20 protein-coding genes are annotated in these 16799 nt (G+C 65.0%); 13 read left to right on the top strand and 7 right to left on the bottom strand.

The window, feature by feature from the left end; translation table 11 throughout:
- On the bottom strand, nucleotides 1–369 hold a 369-nt coding region (locus MRY84_RS17285; protein ID WP_291506938.1), incomplete at its 3' end, for a TlpA disulfide reductase family protein.
- A gap of 207 nt (nucleotides 370–576) precedes the next feature.
- Here MRY84_RS17285 and MRY84_RS17280 point away from each other — a divergent pair.
- The 5 genes from MRY84_RS17280 to ptsP all read left to right on the top strand — a co-directional run bounded on the left by MRY84_RS17280 (nucleotide 577) and on the right by ptsP (nucleotide 5043).
- Nucleotides 577–1122, top strand: coding sequence for a hypothetical protein (locus MRY84_RS17280; protein WP_291506937.1), 546 nt, complete (start codon nucleotides 577–579; stop codon nucleotides 1120–1122).
- On the top strand, nucleotides 1119–2408 hold the full coding sequence (locus MRY84_RS17275) for an MFS transporter (protein WP_291506936.1): 1290 nt from the start codon (nucleotides 1119–1121) through the stop codon (nucleotides 2406–2408). The genes MRY84_RS17280 and MRY84_RS17275 overlap by 4 nt, the downstream gene beginning before the upstream one ends.
- The gene (locus MRY84_RS17270; RefSeq protein ID WP_142149096.1) at nucleotides 2405–2860 is read left to right on the top strand and encodes a PTS fructose transporter subunit IIA; all 456 of its coding nucleotides are present in this window, start codon (nucleotides 2405–2407) and stop codon (nucleotides 2858–2860) included. The genes MRY84_RS17275 and MRY84_RS17270 overlap by 4 nt, the downstream gene beginning before the upstream one ends.
- Nucleotides 2829–3098 carry an HPr family phosphocarrier protein gene (locus tag MRY84_RS17265; RefSeq protein WP_291506935.1) on the top strand — a complete coding sequence of 90 codons (270 nt, stop codon included), beginning with the start codon at nucleotides 2829–2831 and terminating at the stop codon, nucleotides 3096–3098. The genes MRY84_RS17270 and MRY84_RS17265 overlap by 32 nt, the downstream gene beginning before the upstream one ends.
- A gap of 172 nt (nucleotides 3099–3270) precedes the next feature.
- Nucleotides 3271–5043 (top strand): phosphoenolpyruvate--protein phosphotransferase, encoded by a 1773-nt coding sequence (gene ptsP, locus MRY84_RS17260; protein ID WP_291506934.1) that lies wholly within the window; start codon nucleotides 3271–3273, stop codon nucleotides 5041–5043.
- A gap of 70 nt (nucleotides 5044–5113) precedes the next feature.
- On the opposite strand, the gene MRY84_RS17255 is transcribed toward ptsP, so the two are convergent.
- From MRY84_RS17255 to MRY84_RS17230, 6 genes are all read right to left on the bottom strand, one after another.
- Complete coding sequence (locus tag MRY84_RS17255; RefSeq protein WP_291506933.1) at nucleotides 5114–5998, bottom strand: DMT family transporter; 885 nt, start codon at nucleotides 5996–5998, stop codon at nucleotides 5114–5116.
- 21 nt (nucleotides 5999–6019) lie between these two features.
- On the bottom strand, nucleotides 6020–6853 hold the full coding sequence (locus MRY84_RS17250) for a DMT family transporter (RefSeq protein WP_291506932.1): 834 nt from the start codon (nucleotides 6851–6853) through the stop codon (nucleotides 6020–6022).
- 77 nt (nucleotides 6854–6930) lie between these two features.
- Nucleotides 6931–7653: an AraC family transcriptional regulator gene (locus tag MRY84_RS17245; RefSeq protein ID WP_291506931.1), complete on the bottom strand. Its 723-nt coding sequence runs from the start codon at nucleotides 7651–7653 to the stop codon at nucleotides 6931–6933.
- A 23-nt stretch (nucleotides 7654–7676) separates the two neighbouring features.
- Nucleotides 7677–8657 (bottom strand): lipoyl synthase, encoded by a 981-nt coding sequence (lipA, locus tag MRY84_RS17240; protein WP_291506930.1) that lies wholly within the window; start codon nucleotides 8655–8657, stop codon nucleotides 7677–7679.
- Nucleotides 8658–8672: 15 nt separating this feature from the next.
- On the bottom strand, nucleotides 8673–9368 hold the full coding sequence (lipB, locus tag MRY84_RS17235) for a lipoyl(octanoyl) transferase LipB (RefSeq protein WP_291506929.1): 696 nt from the start codon (nucleotides 9366–9368) through the stop codon (nucleotides 8673–8675).
- Between the two features lie 22 nt (nucleotides 9369–9390).
- Nucleotides 9391–9711 (bottom strand): DUF493 family protein, encoded by a 321-nt coding sequence (locus MRY84_RS17230; protein ID WP_291506928.1) that lies wholly within the window; start codon nucleotides 9709–9711, stop codon nucleotides 9391–9393.
- A gap of 275 nt (nucleotides 9712–9986) precedes the next feature.
- Between MRY84_RS17230 and MRY84_RS17225 the strand changes: the two genes are divergently transcribed.
- From MRY84_RS17225 to atpD, 8 genes are all read left to right on the top strand, one after another.
- Complete coding sequence (locus tag MRY84_RS17225; RefSeq protein WP_291506927.1) at nucleotides 9987–10460, top strand: ATP synthase subunit I; 474 nt, start codon at nucleotides 9987–9989, stop codon at nucleotides 10458–10460.
- 21 nt (nucleotides 10461–10481) lie between these two features.
- Nucleotides 10482–11360: a F0F1 ATP synthase subunit A gene (atpB, locus tag MRY84_RS17220; protein ID WP_291506926.1), complete on the top strand. Its 879-nt coding sequence runs from the start codon at nucleotides 10482–10484 to the stop codon at nucleotides 11358–11360.
- Nucleotides 11361–11426: 66 nt separating this feature from the next.
- Nucleotides 11427–11696 carry a F0F1 ATP synthase subunit C gene (atpE, locus tag MRY84_RS17215; protein WP_291484027.1) on the top strand — a complete coding sequence of 90 codons (270 nt, stop codon included), beginning with the start codon at nucleotides 11427–11429 and terminating at the stop codon, nucleotides 11694–11696.
- 33 nt (nucleotides 11697–11729) lie between these two features.
- The gene (locus MRY84_RS17210; protein WP_007847746.1) at nucleotides 11730–12200 is read left to right on the top strand and encodes a F0F1 ATP synthase subunit B; all 471 of its coding nucleotides are present in this window, start codon (nucleotides 11730–11732) and stop codon (nucleotides 12198–12200) included.
- A gap of 10 nt (nucleotides 12201–12210) precedes the next feature.
- A complete protein-coding gene (locus tag MRY84_RS17205; RefSeq protein ID WP_291506925.1) occupies nucleotides 12211–12753 on the top strand; it encodes a F0F1 ATP synthase subunit delta in 543 nt (180 codons plus the stop codon).
- A gap of 40 nt (nucleotides 12754–12793) precedes the next feature.
- Entirely contained in the window at nucleotides 12794–14347 is a 1554-nt protein-coding gene (gene atpA, locus MRY84_RS17200) for a F0F1 ATP synthase subunit alpha (RefSeq protein WP_291506924.1), read from the top strand.
- A gap of 18 nt (nucleotides 14348–14365) precedes the next feature.
- Nucleotides 14366–15232, top strand: coding sequence for a F0F1 ATP synthase subunit gamma (gene atpG / locus MRY84_RS17195; RefSeq protein WP_291506923.1), 867 nt, complete (start codon nucleotides 14366–14368; stop codon nucleotides 15230–15232).
- 33 nt (nucleotides 15233–15265) lie between these two features.
- A complete protein-coding gene (atpD, locus tag MRY84_RS17190) occupies nucleotides 15266–16672 on the top strand; it encodes a F0F1 ATP synthase subunit beta (RefSeq protein ID WP_015012215.1) in 1407 nt (468 codons plus the stop codon).
- Nucleotides 16673–16799: the final 127 nt, after the last annotated feature.

The raw sequence follows: 16799 nt of genomic DNA, 5'->3' as shown, positions 1-16799 counted from the left end.
CTTGGCGACGTTGCCGGTGTTGTCGATGGCCACCTTGAAGGGCAGCTTGCGGGTTTCGGCAAAGTTCACCACATAGCTGGGCGGGTCGTAGCTCATGGCGACGGCCAGGGTGTCGAAGCCCTGGCGGTGGTACTTCTGGTAGGTGGAAATGATCTCGGGCATCTCGGCCACGCAGGTGGTGCAACTCGTGGCCCAGAAATTCACCAGGGTGACCTTGCCCTTCAGGTCGGCGGTGGACTGGCGGGAGCCGTCCAGCAGCACAAAGGTGGATTCGGGTGCCTGTGCGCGGCCCGTATCCAGGTACACATAGGCACCCACGGCCGCAAACGCCGCCACCGCCATTCCCGCTGCCCAATGCTTGATCGCCATGACTTTTCCATTCATCCTGAAACTGCCGCCCTGCGGGCACGCCGGCCCGCTACCGGCATTGTGCCGGACCGGCTGCCACCACCCCGCTGCAACCTGCAGCCGCAGGCCGCTGGGGGCAACCCCGGAGTGGAGTCCGCCTGGTGAGCAAAAGTTCGCTCGTTGAAGGCGCTGCCGGTTGATCTGGGTCACTATGCCGATAATCGTCCGATGAACTGGACACCTACCCGGGCTGCGGCCCTGGCGCTGCTGTGGCTGCTCGTGGCATGCAGCCCGGCGCTGAACTGGCGCAGCGTGCCTTTGCCCGAGGCCGGCATCACCATCCTGCTGCCCTGCAAGCCCGACCAAGCGACGCGAACGGTGGAGCTGGCGGGCTCCCCCGCTGAGTTGGCCATGACGGGCTGCGAGGCCGATGGCGCCCTGTGGGCCGTCTCGCACACGGCCCTGGCCGACCCTGCCCAGGCAGGCACCGCCCTGCGGCACTGGCGGGCCGCCGTGCTCGCCAACCTTGGCGCGGGCGCCGCAGCCACGGCGGTGGACACGCCCTTTGCACCCAAGGGTGCGCTGCCCCTGCCGCAATCGGTGCGCACCGTGGTGCAGGGCCAGCGCGGCGATGGCAGCGCGGTGTTTGCGCAAGGAGTGTGGTTCGCACGTGCGGCGGGGCCGCAGATGCGGCTGTACCACGCCGTGGTCTACACGGGCAAGCCACGGCCCGAGCTGGCCGACCAGTTCTTCGCAGGAATCGTGCTCCCATGACGTGGCCCGCGGTGCTGCCCCGCCGGGCGGCGGTGATCGTCTTCCTGGCCTTTGCGTTTGCGTACTTCCTGTCGGCGCTGGTGCGAGCCGTCACGGCCACCCTGGCACCCACGCTGGCGCAGGAGTTTTCGCTGCAGGCCAGCGACCTGGGCCTGCTCGCGGGCGGGTACTTTCTGGGCTTTGCGGCCACGCAACTGCCGCTGGGCACCTGGCTCGACCGGCATGGCCCGCGCAAGGTCGCGCTGGGTTTCCTGGGGGTGGCCGTCGTGGGCAGCCTGGTGTTCTCGGTGGCGACGGGTTTTTCCGGCCTGCTGGCGGGGCGCGTGCTCTGTGGCGCGGGCGTGAGCGCCTGCCTGATGGCTCCACTCACGGGCTATCGGCGGTGGTTCGAGCCCACGGCGCAGATGCGGGCCAATTCCTGGATGCTGATGACGGGATCGCTCGGCATGGTGGCTTCCACGTTGCCGGTGCAATGGGCGCTGCCGCTCGTGGGTTGGCGGCCGCTGTTCTGGGGACTGGCGGCGCTGATCGCGGTGTCGATGGTGGTGATTGCGGCCTGGGTGCCGGGCTGGGGCGCGGCCACGCCGGGCGCTGGCGGCGGTGCTGGCGCAGACGCCAAGGCTGCTGCCGACCGCAGTGACGCGGCCGTGCCTGCTGGGTATGCGGTGGTGTGGCGCCACCCGTACTTCCAGCGCCTGGCGCCACTGGGGTTCTTTGTGTACGGAGGCATGGTGGCCGTGCAGACGCTGTGGGCGGGCCCCTGGATGCAGCGGGTGGCGGGCTACACACCGCTGGAGGCGGCCACGGGCCTTTTCTGGATCAACGTGGCCATGTTGTGCACGTTCTGGACCTGGGGCATGGTCAATCCGTGGCTGCTGCGCAAGGGGCTGGGGGCGGATCGTTTGATGGCGGCGGGCCTGCCGTTGTGCCTGGTGGTGCTGGCGGGCATTGTCCTGGCCGGTCCACGCGCTGGCGGCGGTGCATGGGCCCTCTTTTGCGTGTCGTGCACGTTCGTCTCGCTGTCGCAGCCAGCGGTGGCGATGGCATTTGCGCAGTCGCTCGCCGGCCGCGCACTGTCAGCCTACAACCTGGTGATCTTTGCCGGTGTGTTCGTGGTGCAGTGGGGCATCGGGCTGTCTGTGGATGCGTTTGCCGCTGCAGGCCTGCCCACGGTGCAGGCGTTCCAGGCGGCCATGGCGATGTTCCTGGCGTGCAACGCTGGCGCCTACGCGTGGTTCCTGTGGCGGGGGCGGCGCCATAATGTGCCGCAAACCTCTGCCCCATGAGCACCAACACCTCCATCCTCATCATCGCCCACGCACCGCTGGCCCATGCGCTGCGCGCGTGCGCGCTGCACGTGTTCCCCGACTGCGGGGACAGCGTGGCCGCGCTGGATGTGCAGCCCAACCAGCCTCCCGAGGAGTCGCTGGCGCAGGCCCGCATCTTGCTGCAGCATCTGGGCGCCGATTCGACGCTGGTGCTGACCGACGTGTTTGGCGCCACGCCCTGCAATGTTGCCCAGCGCGTGATCGAAAACGTGCGCTCGCGCCTGGTGACCGGTGTCAACCTGCCCATGCTGCTGCGCGCAGTGAGCTACCGCCACGAAGCCCTCGATTCGGTGGTCGCACGGGCCGTGGTGGGAGGCACCCAGGGCGTGATGCAGGTGGCCATCTCCGCTCCGCAGAACCAGAACACCCGCAACCGAAATGATCAAGACGCGTACCACCATCAGCAATAAGTTGGGCCTGCATGCCCGCGCATCCGCCAAGCTCACCAAGCTGGCAGGCAGTTTTCCGTGCGATGTCTTCATGAGCCGCGGCGACCGTCGCATCAATGCCAAGAGCATCATGGGTGTGATGATGCTGGCCGCCGGCATGGGCACCGAGGTGGAAGTGGAAACCCATGGCGACCGCGAGCAAGAGGCAATGGATGCCCTGCTGGCGCTGATTGCCGACAAGTTTGGTGAGGGTGAGTGATGGCCCCCACGGTCGCGCACTGCGTGTCGCTCCCTGCCCCCCAAGGGGGCCGCGTTTTGCCTTGGGGCGGCCCGGCGGCAAAACCTTTGGCCCCCACGGTCGCGCACTGCGTGTCGTTCCCTGCCCCCCACGGGGGTTGCGTTTCGCCTTGGGGCGGCCCGGCGGCAAAACCATGACCTTTTCCGTCCATGGTCTCGCCGTTGCCCGGGGCATTGCCATCGGGCGCGCTGTGCTGGTGGCCTCCAGCCGGATGGACGTGGCGCACTACTTTGTGAAGCCCGACCAGGTCGAGGCCGAGATCGAGCGGGTGCGCCACGGACGCAATGCGGTGATGGAGGAGCTTCAGCGCCTGCAGGCCGACATGCCCGCGGACGCCCCCCATGAACTCACCGCGCTGCTGGACGTTCACCTGATGCTGCTGCAGGACGAGGCCCTCACGGGTGGCGTGAAGCACTGGATCACGGAGCGCCTGTACAACGCCGAATGGGCGTTGACCACCCAACTGGAAGTCGTGGCGCGCCAGTTCGATGAAATGGAGGATGAGTACCTCCGCGAGCGCAAGGCCGACCTGGAACAGGTGGTAGAGCGCATCCTGCGCTACATGAAGGGCGTGTCCAGCCCCGTGGCGCCGCCCCCCAGCAGCCCGCGCCGCAAGACCCAGCAAGACCTGCTGCTGGACGACACGGTGGACGTGCCTCTGGTGCTCGTGGCGCACGACCTCTCGCCGGCCGACATGCTGCAGTTCAAGCAAAGCGTGTTTGCCGGATTCGTGACGGACGTGGGCGGCAAGACGTCGCACACTGCCATCGTGGCGCGCAGCATGGACATCCCCGCGGTGGTGGGCGCGCGCGCCGCGAGCCAGCTGGTGCGGCAAGACGACTGGGTCATCATCGACGGCGATGCAGGCGTGATGATCGTGGACCCGTCGCCCATCATCCTGGCCGAATATGGCTTTCGCCAGCGCCAGGTGGCGCTGGAGCGCGAGCGGCTGGCGCGGCTGCGCCACACGCCCGCCGTCACGCTCGACGGCCACAAGATCGAGCTGCTGGCCAACATCGAGCAACCCGGCGATGCCGCCACCGCCGTGCGTGCCGGGGCCGTGGGCGTGGGGCTGTTCCGCAGCGAATTCCTGTTCATGGGCAGAAACGGCAACCTGCCCGGCGAAGACGAGCAGTACCGCGCCTACCGCGAAGCCCTGGATGGAATGCAGGGCCTGCCCGTCACCATCCGCACCATCGACGTGGGGGCCGACAAGCCGCTGGACCACAAGAGCCACAAGGACAGCTACCTCAACCCCGCCCTGGGCCTGCGCGCCATTCGCTGGAGCTTGGCCGACCCGGCCATGTTTCGCACCCAGCTGCGTGCCGTGCTGCGGGCGGCTGCGCACGGCAAGGTGAACCTGCTGTTCCCGATGCTGGCGCACACGCACGAAATCCAGCAGACCCTGGCGCAAGTCGATCTGGCGCGTGGCGAGCTGGACGCGCGCGGCGAACCCTACGGGCCCGTGCAACTGGGCGCGATGATCGAGGTGCCCGCGGCCGCGCTCATGGTGCGCACCTTCCTCAAGTATTTCGACTTCCTGTCCATCGGCACCAATGACCTGATCCAGTACACGCTGGCCATCGACCGCGCCGACGAAGCCGTCGCCCATCTGTACGACCCGCTGCACCCGGCCGTGTTGCGTCTCGTGGGAGACGTGATCGCCGAGGGCGCGCGCCAGGGCAAGAGCGTGTGCGTTTGTGGCGAAACCGCCGGCGACGTGACCATGACACGCCTGCTGCTGGGCCTGGGCTTGCGCAGCTTTTCCATGCACCCCGCCCAGATCCTGGCGATCAAGCAGGAGGTGTTGCGCGCCGATACACGCAAGCTTTCACCCTGGGCCCAGCAGGTGCTGGAGGGCGATGCGCCCTTGAACCGGCCGGCCTCTGACGGATCTTTTGGTTAATTTGCTACTGAATTTATAGCTGCCAGCGCTTGTTTGTAAGGCGCTAGCGGCCATTTGGATGCAAATGCGGTCAGCGCCGCGCCAGCGCCACCCCGGCCATCGCCAGCACGAAACCCAGCAGCTGCATCGGCGCCAGCGTTTCACCAAAGATCACCCAGGCCTCCAGCGCCGCCAGCGGCGGCACGGCCAGCAGCAGCGCCGCCGTGCGCGTGGCCTCGCCCCGGCGCATCAGCCAGATCAAGAGCGTGGCCCCGCCCAGCGACAGCACGGCCACGGCGAATGCCAGATAGCCCCACAGCGCGGGCGATCCATCCCAGCGGGGAATGCCCACGGCCAGCGCCATGGCCAGCAACACGGCCACCGCGCCGAGGTTCTGCACCGCGCTCGCGCTGCGCAGATCATCGTGCGCCAGCCAGCGAGACTTCTGCACCATCGACCCCAGCGTGAGCGAGAGGATGCTGCCCACCGCCGCCAGCACCACCGGCCACTGCAGGGCTGCAGCGTCGGCCGCCGCCAGCCGGGGCGCCAACACCAGCGCTACCCCGCCAAAGCCCAGCGCCAGACCCGTCCAGGTGCGTGCCGGCAGATGCTGGCGCAGCCACAGCACGGCCACCAGCGCGGTGAACAGCGGCTGCAGCGAGCCGATCAGCGCCATCACCCCCGCCGGCATGCCGCGCGCCATGGCCCACCAGCTGGGGCCCAGGTAGATGCCGCTCATCAAAGCGCCCGCCAGCAGGTGCAGCCCATTGCGCCGCAGACCCCGCGGCCAGGCGGCGCGTGCCCAGGCCGCTGCCGCGCAGAACGCCAGTGCCACGCAGGCAAAGCGTGCCGCCAGGAACCAGAATGGATCGGCGTGCGCGGCCACGCCGCGCCCCACCAGGAAGCCGGTGGACCAGATCAGCACGAACGCGCCGGGCGCGATCAGGGTCGGGGAGAAAGGTCGAGGAGCGGTCATGCGCAGGGTGGGAGGCGGGCTTCAGCGCGCGCGCATGCCCAGCACGGCGGCGCCCAGGATCATGGCCGTGGCGATGATGATGCTGCTGCTGAACGGCCGCCCGCTGACCAGCACCAGCAAGCTGGTGGACGCCAGCGGAGTGATGTAGCTCAGGATGCCAATCTGCCGCGCATCGCCCAGCTTCAGCGCCTTGTCCCACATGAAAAACGACGCGCCCAGCGGCCCCAGGCCGAGCAGCGCCAGCAGGCCCCAGTCGCGCCACTGCAGCGTGGCGGCGGGCTCCAGCGCCCAGTGGCACAGCAGCGACAGCACGCCGGACACGAGCCCGAACAGGCCGATGGCCGTGGTCGGGAACGCCGCCACGCGCTTGGTCAGCAGCGAATAGCTGGCCCAGATGAATGCGGCCGCCAGCGCGGGCAGGTAACCCCAGGCCAGCTCGCCGCTGAGCTCGCGCCCGCCCACGATGGCGATGGCGGCCCCGCCAAAGCCCAGCAGTGCGGCCAGCACATGCGCCGGCCGCAGCCGCACGCCTGGCAGCAGCACGGGCGACAGCACCACGATCAGCAGCGGCCACAGGTAGTTGACCAGATTCGCCTCTACTGCTGGCGCGTGGCGCAGCGCGATGAACAGCAGGAAGTGGTAGGCAAACAGGCCGTACACGCCCAGCGCCAGCGTACGCATCGGCACGCGCCACTGCGCCGGGTCGCGCGTCACCAGCGGCCAAGCCGGCACGCTGCCGATGACCAGCGCAATGCCCGTGAGCAGGAACGGCGGCACGTGCGTGAGCGACACGCCCAGCGAGGCCAGCGAGGCCCACAGCGCGATGGCGCCCAGGGCGTAGAGGTTGGCTTTCATCCTGTCGAGGATAAGGGGGCGCGCCATCGCGGGGCGACGGTGTGTCGTCGCAAAAACGCGGTACCGTGAACGCGGAATCAGCGGCCTGCGCGCCGCAGTGCTGCAGTCAACGCGGACGGCGAGCGGTAGCCCGTGCGCCGGGCCACCTCGGCCACGGCCAGGCCGCTGTCGCGCAGCAGCCGGGCCTGTTCCAGCCGCAGGCCCCGCAGCCAGGCCATCGCACTCACGCCCCGGTCGTCCCGGCAGCGCGCGGCGAACTGGCTGGGGCTCAGGTGCACGCGCTGCGCCAGGTCGGCTACTGTGAGAGGTGTGTGCCACTGCTGCGCGGCCCATTGCTCCAGCGCCATCCAGTCGATGGGGCGGCGGCGCGCGGCGCTGGTGGTCACCGCTGCTGGCGCATGCGGGTCGCCGGCGGCCAGCCAGGCTTCACGCAGCAATGCAGGGCCGTGCGCTTGTGCCAGCGGATGGCCCTGCTGCAGCGCGGTGGCGAGATAGCGCACCAGCGGCAGGGCTGGGGCGGGGAGGGTGGCGTGGCTCGCGCTGCGCGCGATGCTGCGGGCCCAGTCGGGGTGGCTGCTGTCCAGCACCAGGCACAGGCTGCCGCGGGCGGACGCAAAGTCGTGCCGATCGCCGGGGGCGATCACGCAGCCGCCGCCCGGCCCCACGCGCAGGCCGCGGCCTTCAATTTCCAGTTCCAGCGCGCCCGACAGGCCCAGCAGGATCTGGAAATGCGCGTGGCTGTGGCTGCCGGGCGACGCGCCGTAGCTTCGCAGCGAGAGCGAGCCCGACAGCGCGTCCATGGGGCTAGTTGGGAGGTTGCGGCCTAGACGCCGGCGGCGTGCGCCTGCTGGTCCGCGTGGTAGCTGGAGCGCACCATGGCACCCACGGCGGCGTGGCTGAAGCCCATCTTGTAGGCCTCTTCCTCGAACATCTTGAAGGTGTCGGGGTGCACGTAGCGGCGCACCGGCAGGTGGCTGTTGCTGGGTGCCAGGTACTGGCCGATGGTCAGCATGTCGATGTTGTGCGCCCGCATGTCGCGCATCACCTGCAGGATTTCTTCGTCCGTCTCGCCCAGGCCCACCATGATGCCGCTCTTGGTGGGCACGTTGGGGTGCAGTTCCTTGAACTTCTTGAGCAGGTTCAGGCTGAACTGGTAGTCGGAGCCGGGGCGCGCTTCCTTGTAAAGGCGCGGCGCGGTTTCCAGGTTGTGGTTCATCACGTCGGGCGGCGCGGCTTTTAGGATTTCGAGCGCGCGGTCATCGCGGCCGCGGAAGTCGGGCGTAAGGATCTCGATCTGCGTGCTGGGCGAGAGCTCGCGGATGCGTTGGATGCACTCCACAAAATGGCCCGAGCCGCCGTCGCGCAGGTCGTCGCGGTCCACGCTGGTGATCACCACGTATTTGAGCTTGAGCGCGGCAATGGTCTTGGCCAGGTTCAGCGGCTCGTCCTTGTCCAGCGGGTCGGGGCGGCCGTGGCCCACGTCGCAGAAGGGGCAGCGGCGCGTGCACTTGTCACCCATGATCATGAAGGTGGCCGTGCCCTTGCCAAAGCATTCACCGATGTTGGGGCAGGAGGCCTCCTCGCACACAGTGTGCAGCTTGTGCTCGCGCAGGATCTCCTTGATCTCGTAGAAGCGCGTGGTGGGGCTGCCGGCCTTCACGCGGATCCATTCGGGCTTCTTGAGCAATTCGCCCTGCTCGACCTTGATCGGAATGCGCGAAAGCTTGGCTGCCGCTTTTTGCTTGGCCAGCGGGTTGTAGGCTTCGGTGGATTGCGCTTCGCGGACGACTTCAGGGGTGCTCATGGCGTGTAGGCAGGTTCAGGGCGCCAACCGGATGCTGAGCTGCTGGCCCAGCACCTGCGCGGCTTCTTCCCAGGTGGTTTGGACCCCGATTGTAGAAAGGTCCACCGTGCGCAAGCCTGCGTAGCCGCAAGGGTTGATGCGGTCAAAGGGCTCCAGGTCCATCGCCACGTTGAGGGCCACGCCGTGGTAGGTGCAATGCCGGCTCACCTTGATGCCCAGCGCCGCAATCTTGCCCAGGCCCTCGAAATCCGGCACGGGCGCCGCGGTACCCACGCGTTTTTGCGGACGCTGCGGCAGCAGGGCGTGGCTGCGCGGATCGTCCAGCCGCACATAGATGCCCGGCGCACCGCCCACGCGGTGGCCGGTGACGCCGAAGTGCGCCAGGGTGCGGATCACGGCCTCCTCCACACGGTAGACGTATTCCTTGACGAAGTAGCCCGCGCGCTGAAGATCCACCAGCGGATAGGCCACCACCTGCCCGGGGCCGTGGAATGTCACCTGCCCGCCCCGATTGGTGGCCACGATGGGAATGTTACCGGCCCGAAGGACGTGATCACTCTTGCCCGCAACGCCTTGCGTGAAGATCGGCAAATGCTCGCAAATCCATAGCACGTCGGGGCTGTTGGCGTCGCGGCTGGCGGTGTAGTCCTGCATGGCCTGAACCGTCGCGGCGTAGTCCACCGGGCCCAGCATGCGAATGTCAATGGTCATGGTCTCGCTGGGGGGGCCGTGGCTACAGAACCACCTTGACCATGGGGTGCGACGACAGGGCCCGGTACAGGTTGTCGAGCTGCTCCCGGCTGGTTGCCGTGATGGTGATGGTTACTCCGAGGTAATTGCCGGCACGGCTGTCGCGCAGTTCAATGGTGCTGGCGTCAAAGCTGGGGTCGAACTGGCGGGCCAACTCGGTCACGGCATGCACGAAGCCATCTACCTTGGCTCCCATGACCTTGATGGGGAATTTCGATGGATATTCGATCAGCGAATCCTGGCGCGAGCCGCTGGGCTGTGGAATGTCATGGCCATTGGCAGGCGGCGGGAAGGGCGAGGTCATGGTGAATGGTGCTTCAAATTCAATAGCAAAAAATCTTTCCCATTGTGCGCCAATGGGATGGGGACAAGCCGGCCCTGCGGGGGGCAGCCACGCGCTGCAATGGTGCATCCGTGCACTTTGGGCGTGCGCGATCGCTGGCAGAAAGCCTGCCCAGCGGTATGGGCGCCCACCCGTTTCGGTGCGCAATTGCAGGTCTTTGCTGATCCCCATGGGTTTTTACTTATAATTAGAGGCTTTGTGAAAGTTTCGGTCTGTAACGCGGGCGGCATTCAAACATGAAAACAATCGCGCCTGAGACGGAAACTGAGGCTGAAGAATCTGACTTCAAGCCCCTGACTCCCCAAGAGGCCGAGCAGTGGCGCAGTCGCAATCCTCCCATCTCTGTGTGGAAGGTGGTGGCGGGTCAGGCACTCGTCGGAATGCTGGTGGCCCTGGTGGCCTGGCTTTTGACGGGCAGGGCGCAGGTGGGCTGGTCTGCAGCGTACGGTGCCCTGGCGGTGGTGGCTCCTGCCGCCTTGTTTGCGCGCGGTGTGCTGCGGCATAAGGCATCTGCCAATCCGCGAGCCGCCATGGTGGGGTTCTTTGGCTGGGAAATCGCCAAGATTGTCTTGACGGTGCTGCTGCTTGCAGCGGCGCCCCGGCTCGTGCCGGACTTGAGCTGGATCGCTTTGCTGGTGGGCATGGTGATCGCAATGAAAACGTACTGGGTGGCGCTGCTGGTGCGGCCTGGTGTTCGAAAAACCGATTGATAGTTACAAGAGAGTTGTCCGATGGCCGCAGAAGCGCACGCTCCGACTGCAAGTGAATACATCGTTCACCACCTGCAGCATCTTCAGAACGTCAACCAGACCAAGATCGTCGATTTCACGGTCATCAACTATGACTCGATCGTCATCGGTTTGGTTCTGGGTGCCCTCACGCTGTTGATCCTGTGGTCTGCTGCACGTAAGGCCACCTCCGGCGTGCCCGGCCGCTTCCAGGCGGCTGTGGAGATGCTGGTCGAGATGGTGGACAACCAGGCCAAGGCCAACATCCACAATGCCGAAAGCCGCAAGTTCATCGCCCCTCTGGGTCTTACGGTGTTCGTCTGGATCTTCCTGATGAACTTCATGGACATGCTGCCGGTGGACCTTCTGCCCGCCATCTGGGCCAAGATCTACGGCGCCGCTGGCCACGACCCACACCACGCTTACCTGCGCGTCGTGCCCACGGCCGATCTGTCCACCACATTGGGCCTGGCATTCGCCATCCTGATCCTGCGCTTCTGGTACAGCGTGAAGATCAAGGGCGCCGGCGGCTGGGCGCACGAACTCGTGTCGGCCCCGTTCGGCACCAGCAAGAATCCCATCTTCGCCCTGATCCTGGGCGTGGTGAACCTGCTCATGCAGGTCATTGAATATGTCGCCAACACCGTGTCGCATGGCATGCGGTTGTTCGGCAACATGTACGCTGGCGAACTGGTGTTCATGCTGATCGCCCTGATGGGCGGCGCGGCTGCACTGTCGCTGTCGGGTGTGCTGCTGCCTGTGGGCCACGTTATCGCTGGCACCATCTGGACGCTGTTCCACATTCTGGTGATCTCGCTGCAAGCTTTCATCTTCATGATGCTTGCGCTGATCTACCTCGGTCAGGCGCACAACGCGCACTAAACGGTTCCCGTTCGTTTTCGTTTCTCTTTCCTTTTCAACCTTTCTTTTTTTAACTCAGGAGTCATCATGGAAAACATTCTCGGTCTCGTCGCTCTGGCTTGTGGTCTGATCGTTGGCCTCGGCGCTATCGGCGCTTCCATCGGTATCGCACTGATGGGCGGCAAGTACCTCGAGTCTTCGGCTCGCCAGCCTGAGCTGATGAACGAACTGCAAACCAAGATGTTCATCTTGGCCGGTCTGATCGACGCTGCCTTCCTGATCGGCGTGGCTATCGCTCTGCTGTTCGCCTTCGCTAACCCCTTCGTTTCCACGCTCTTGGCCAACCTGCCCAAGTAATCCCACTCAACGCCACTCTAGAAAGGTGTTGCCGTGAGTATCAACGCGACCCTGTTCATTCAGGCCATCGTCTTCCTGATCCTGGTGTGGTTCACGATGAAATTCGTGTGGCCCCCGATCGCGAAGGCGTTGGATGAACGAGCCCAGAAAATCGCCGAAGGCCTCGCTGCTGCCGACCGTGCCAAATCCGAACTGACCGCTGCCAACCAGCGCGTCGAGAAGGAATTGTCGCAGGCACGCAACGAAACCGCCTCGCGTCTTGCGGACGCCGACCGCCGTGCCCAGGCCATCATCGAAGAAGCCAAGGCACGCGCTACGGAGGAAGGCAACAAGATCGTTGCATCCGCACGTGCCGAAGCCGAACAGCAAACGGTGCAAGCCCGCGAAGCCCTGCGTGAGCAAGTCGCTGCGCTGGCTGTCAAGGGTGCAGAGCAGATTCTCCGCAAGGAAGTCAATGCCGGCGTTCACGCCGACTTGCTCAACCGCCTGAAGACCGAGCTGTAAGGGGACAACCATGGCTGAACTCGCCACCATTGCCCGCCCCTACGCCGATGCCCTGTTCAAGGCCGCCACTGCGGGTGCAGGCATGGACCTGGCCAGCACCGCTGACTGGGTTGATGAACTGGCGGCCATTGCCGCCAACCCCCAGTTGCGCCAGCTGGCGGACAACCCCAAGGTGACTGCGGACCAGGTGTTTGCCGTCTTCACGGGAGTAGCGCGTTCGGCCTTGTCCGATACGGCCAAGAACTTCTTGCGCACGGTCATCGACAACGGACGCATCAATGCGCTGCCGGAAGTCGCCGTGCAATTCCGCGCTCTCGTGAATCGCCGCAGCGGCTCGTCGGATGCTGTCGTGCACAGCGCCTTCCCGATGGATGCCGCGGCGCTGGCCGAGGTTGGCGCCGCGCTTGAAAAGCGCTTTGGCCGCAAGCTCAACCTTACCGTTCAGTTGGACGAGTCCCTGATCGGTGGCATTCGCGTAGTCGTGGGTGACGAGGTGCTGGACACCTCGGTCATGGCCCGTCTTGAACAAATGAAAGCGGCCCTCACCGCGTAAAGCGGCGAGTGCAGCGAACCAAAGAAAGAAGGAAAGAGTCATGCAACTCAATCCCGCAGAAATTTCTGAACTCATCAAGAGCCGCATCGAAGGCCTGGCCGCCAGCAGCGACATCCGCAACCAGGGCACCGTGGTGTCCGTGTCGGACGGTATCGTGCGTGTTCACGGCCTGTCGGACGTGATGCAGGGTGAAATGCTCGAGTTTCCCGCCACCAAGGACGGCCAGCCATCGTACGGTCTGGCGCTGAATCTGGAGCGCGACTCCGTCGGCGCCGTGATTCTGGGTGAATACGAACACATCTCCGAAGGCGACACCGTCAAGTGCACGGGCCGCATTCTGGAAGTGCCCGTGGGCCCCGAACTGATTGGCCGCGTGGTGAATGCCCTGGGTCAGCCGATCGACGGCAAGGGTCCTATCAATGCCAAGCTGACCGACGTGATCGAAAAGGTCGCTCCGGGCGTGATCGCCCGTAAGTCGGTGGACCAGCCTCTGCAGACCGGCCTGAAGTCCATCGACTCCATGGTGCCTGTGGGCCGTGGCCAACGCGAGCTGATCATTGGCGACCGCCAGACCGGCAAGACGGCTGTGGCCATCGACGCCATCATCGCCCAGAAGGGCCAGGGCGTGACGTGTATCTACGTCGCCATCGGCCAGAAGGCTTCGTCGATCAAGAACGTGGTGCGCGCACTGGAACAAGCCGGTGCCATGGAATACACGATCGTGGTGGCCGCATCGGCTTCCGAATCGGCTGCCATGCAATACGTGTCGGCCTACTCCGGCTGCACGATGGGCGAGTACTTCCGCGACCGCGGCCAAGACGCCCTGATTGTTTATGACGACCTGTCCAAGCAAGCCGTGGCTTACCGCCAAGTGTCGCTGCTGCTGCGCCGTCCACCAGGCCGCGAAGCCTACCCTGGCGACGTGTTCTATCTCCACAGCCGCCTGCTCGAACGCGCAGCCCGCGTGAACGCCGACTACGTCGAAGCCTTCACCAAGGGTGAAGTCAAGGGCAAGACCGGTTCGCTGACCGCACTGCCGATCATCGAAACGCAAGCTGGCGACGTGTCCGCCTTCGTTCCGACCAACGTGATCTCGATCACCGACGGCCAGATCTTCCTGGAAACCAGCCTGTTCAACGCCGGTATCCGTCCCGCCATCAACGCCGGTATCTCGGTGTCGCGCGTGGGTGGTGCTGCCCAGACCAAGCTGGTGAAGAACCTGTCCGGCGGTATCCGTACCGATCTGGCCCAGTACCGTGAACTGGCTGCGTTCGCGCAGTTCGCTTCCGACCTGGACGAAGCCACCCGCAAGCAGCTGGACCGCGGCGCCCGCGTGACCGAACTGCTCAAGCAAGCCCAGTACAGCCCGCTGCCCATCTCGCTGATGGCTGCCACGCTGTTCGCGGTGAACAAGGGCTTCATGGACGACGTCGACGTCAAGAAGGTGCTCGACTTCGAACACGGTCTGCACCAGTTCCTGAAGACCAGCCATGCCGCACTGCTGGCCAAGCTGGAGCAGGCCAAGGCCATGGACAAGGACGCTGAAGCCGAACTGACCGCTGCCATCGGCGCGTTCAAGAAGTCGTTCGCTTAAACCGGACGAGGAGCCATCATGGCAGCAGGCAAGGAAATACGCGGCAAGATCAAATCGGTGGAGAACACCAAGAAGATCACCAAAGCCATGGAAATGGTGGCCGCATCCAAAATGCGCAAGGCGCAGGACCGGATGCGGGCTGCCCGCCCCTACAGCGAGAAGATCCGCAACATTGCAGCCAACCTCGGCAAGGCCAACCCGGAGTACGTGCATCCGTTCATGAAAGTGAACGATGCCAAGACCGCTGGCGTCATCGTCATCACCACGGACAAGGGTCTGTGCGGTGGCATGAACACCAACGTCTTGCGTGCGGTGACGACCAAGCTGCGTGAGCTGCAAAACGCTGGCGTGTCGACGGAAGCCGTGGCGATTGGCAACAAGGGCCTGGGTTTCCTGAACCGTGTCGGCGCCAAGGTGGTTTCGCACGTGACAGGCCTGGGTGACACGCCCCATCTCGACAAGCTGATCGGCCCCGTCAAGGTGCTGCTCGACGCCTATGCGGAAGGCAAGATCAACGCGGTGTACCTGAGCTACACCAAGTTCATCAACACCATGAAGCAGGAATCGGTGGTGGAGCAACTGCTTCCCCTGTCCTCCGCGCAGATGGAAGCCGACAAGACCGAGCACGGCTGGGACTACATCTACGAGCCCGACGCGCAGAGCGTGATCGATGAGCTGCTGGTCCGCTACGTCGAGTCGCTGATCTACCAGGCGGTTGCTGAAAACATGGCGTCCGAGCAATCGGCTCGCATGGTGGCCATGAAGGCCGCCACCGACAACGCGGGCAGCGTCATTGGCGAGTTGAAGTTGGTCTACAACAAGACGCGTCAGGCAGCGATCACCAAGGAACTGTCCGAAATCGTGGCAGGCGCCGCTGCGGTTTAAGCAGCCCGACAGACAACATTATTGGAGCAAAAAATGGCTCAAGTGCAAGGCAAGATTGTTCAATGTATTGGCGCCGTGGTGGACGTTGAGTTCCCACGCGACCAAATGCCCAAGGTTTACGATGCCCTGAAGCTCGAAGGCTCGGCCCTGACGCTGGAAGTGCAACAGCAGCTGGGCGACGGCGTGGTACGTACCATTGCCTTGGGTTCTTCCGACGGCCTGCGCCGCGGCATCATGGTGACCAACACCGGCAACCCCATCACCGTGCCCGTGGGCAAGGCGACGCTGGGCCGCATCATGGACGTGCTGGGCAACCCCATCGACGAACGTGGTCCCGTCGGCCAGGAGCTGACGGCTTCCATCCACCGCAAGGCCCCTGCGTACGACGAACTGTCGCCTTCGCAAGAGCTGCTGGAAACCGGCATCAAGGTGATCGACCTGGTGTGCCCGTTCGCCAAGGGCGGCAAGGTGGGTCTGTTCGGTGGCGCCGGTGTGGGCAAGACCGTGAACATGATGGAACTCATCAACAACATCGCCAAGGCCCACTCGGGTCTGTCGGTGTTCGCTGGTGTGGGCGAGCGGACCCGTGAAGGGAACGACTTCTACCACGAAATGGCCGATTCCGGCGTGGTGAATCTGGAGAACCTGGGCGAGTCCAAAGTGGCCATGGTGTACGGCCAGATGAACGAGCCTCCAGGCAACCGTCTGCGCGTGGCCCTGACCGGCCTGACCATCGCCGAGTCGTTCCGTGACGAAGGCCGTGACGTGCTGTTCTTCGTGGACAACATCTACCGTTACACGCTGGCCGGTACCGAAGTGTCCGCTCTGCTGGGCCGTATGCCTTCCGCCGTGGGCTACCAGCCGACGCTGGCCGAAGAAATGGGTCGCCTGCAAGAGCGTATTACGTCCACCAAGGTGGGTTCGATCACCTCCATCCAGGCCGTGTACGTGCCAGCGGATGACTTGACCGACCCCTCGCCTGCCACGACGTTCGCCCACTTGGACTCCACCGTGGTGCTTTCGCGTGACATCGCCTCGCTGGGTATCTACCCCGCCGTGGACCCGCTGGACTCCACCAGCCGCCAGCTGGACCCGAACGTGGTGGGCGAAGACCACTACACCACGGCCCGCGCCGTGCAGGGTACGCTGCAGCGCTACAAGGAACTGCGCGACATCATCGCCATTCTGGGCATGGACGAACTGGCGCCTGAAGACAAGCTGGCTGTGGCCCGCGCTCGCAAGATCCAGCGTTTCCTGTCGCAGCCTTTCCACGTGGCCGAAGTGTTCACGGGCTCCCCAGGCAAGTACGTTCCCCTGGCCGAAACCATCCGTGGTTTCAAGATGATCGTGAACGGCGAATGCGATCACCTGCCAGAGCAAGCGTTCTACATGGTGGGCACCATTGACGAAGCCTTCGAAAAGGCCAAGAAGGTGGCCTGATGAGCCGGCGGCCGGGCCGCCCGTTGCGGCCCGGCCTTCTGCAATCAAGCAACCCACCTTTTCCTAGGAGCAATGATGAACACCATCCACGTTGATGTGGTCAGTGCCGAAGAGTCCATCTTCTCCG

Source organism: Acidovorax sp. (assembly GCF_022763525.1).
Classification (GTDB): domain Bacteria; phylum Pseudomonadota; class Gammaproteobacteria; order Burkholderiales; family Burkholderiaceae_C; genus Acidovorax.
This window is presented reverse-complemented; position numbering and strand designations above follow the sequence as displayed.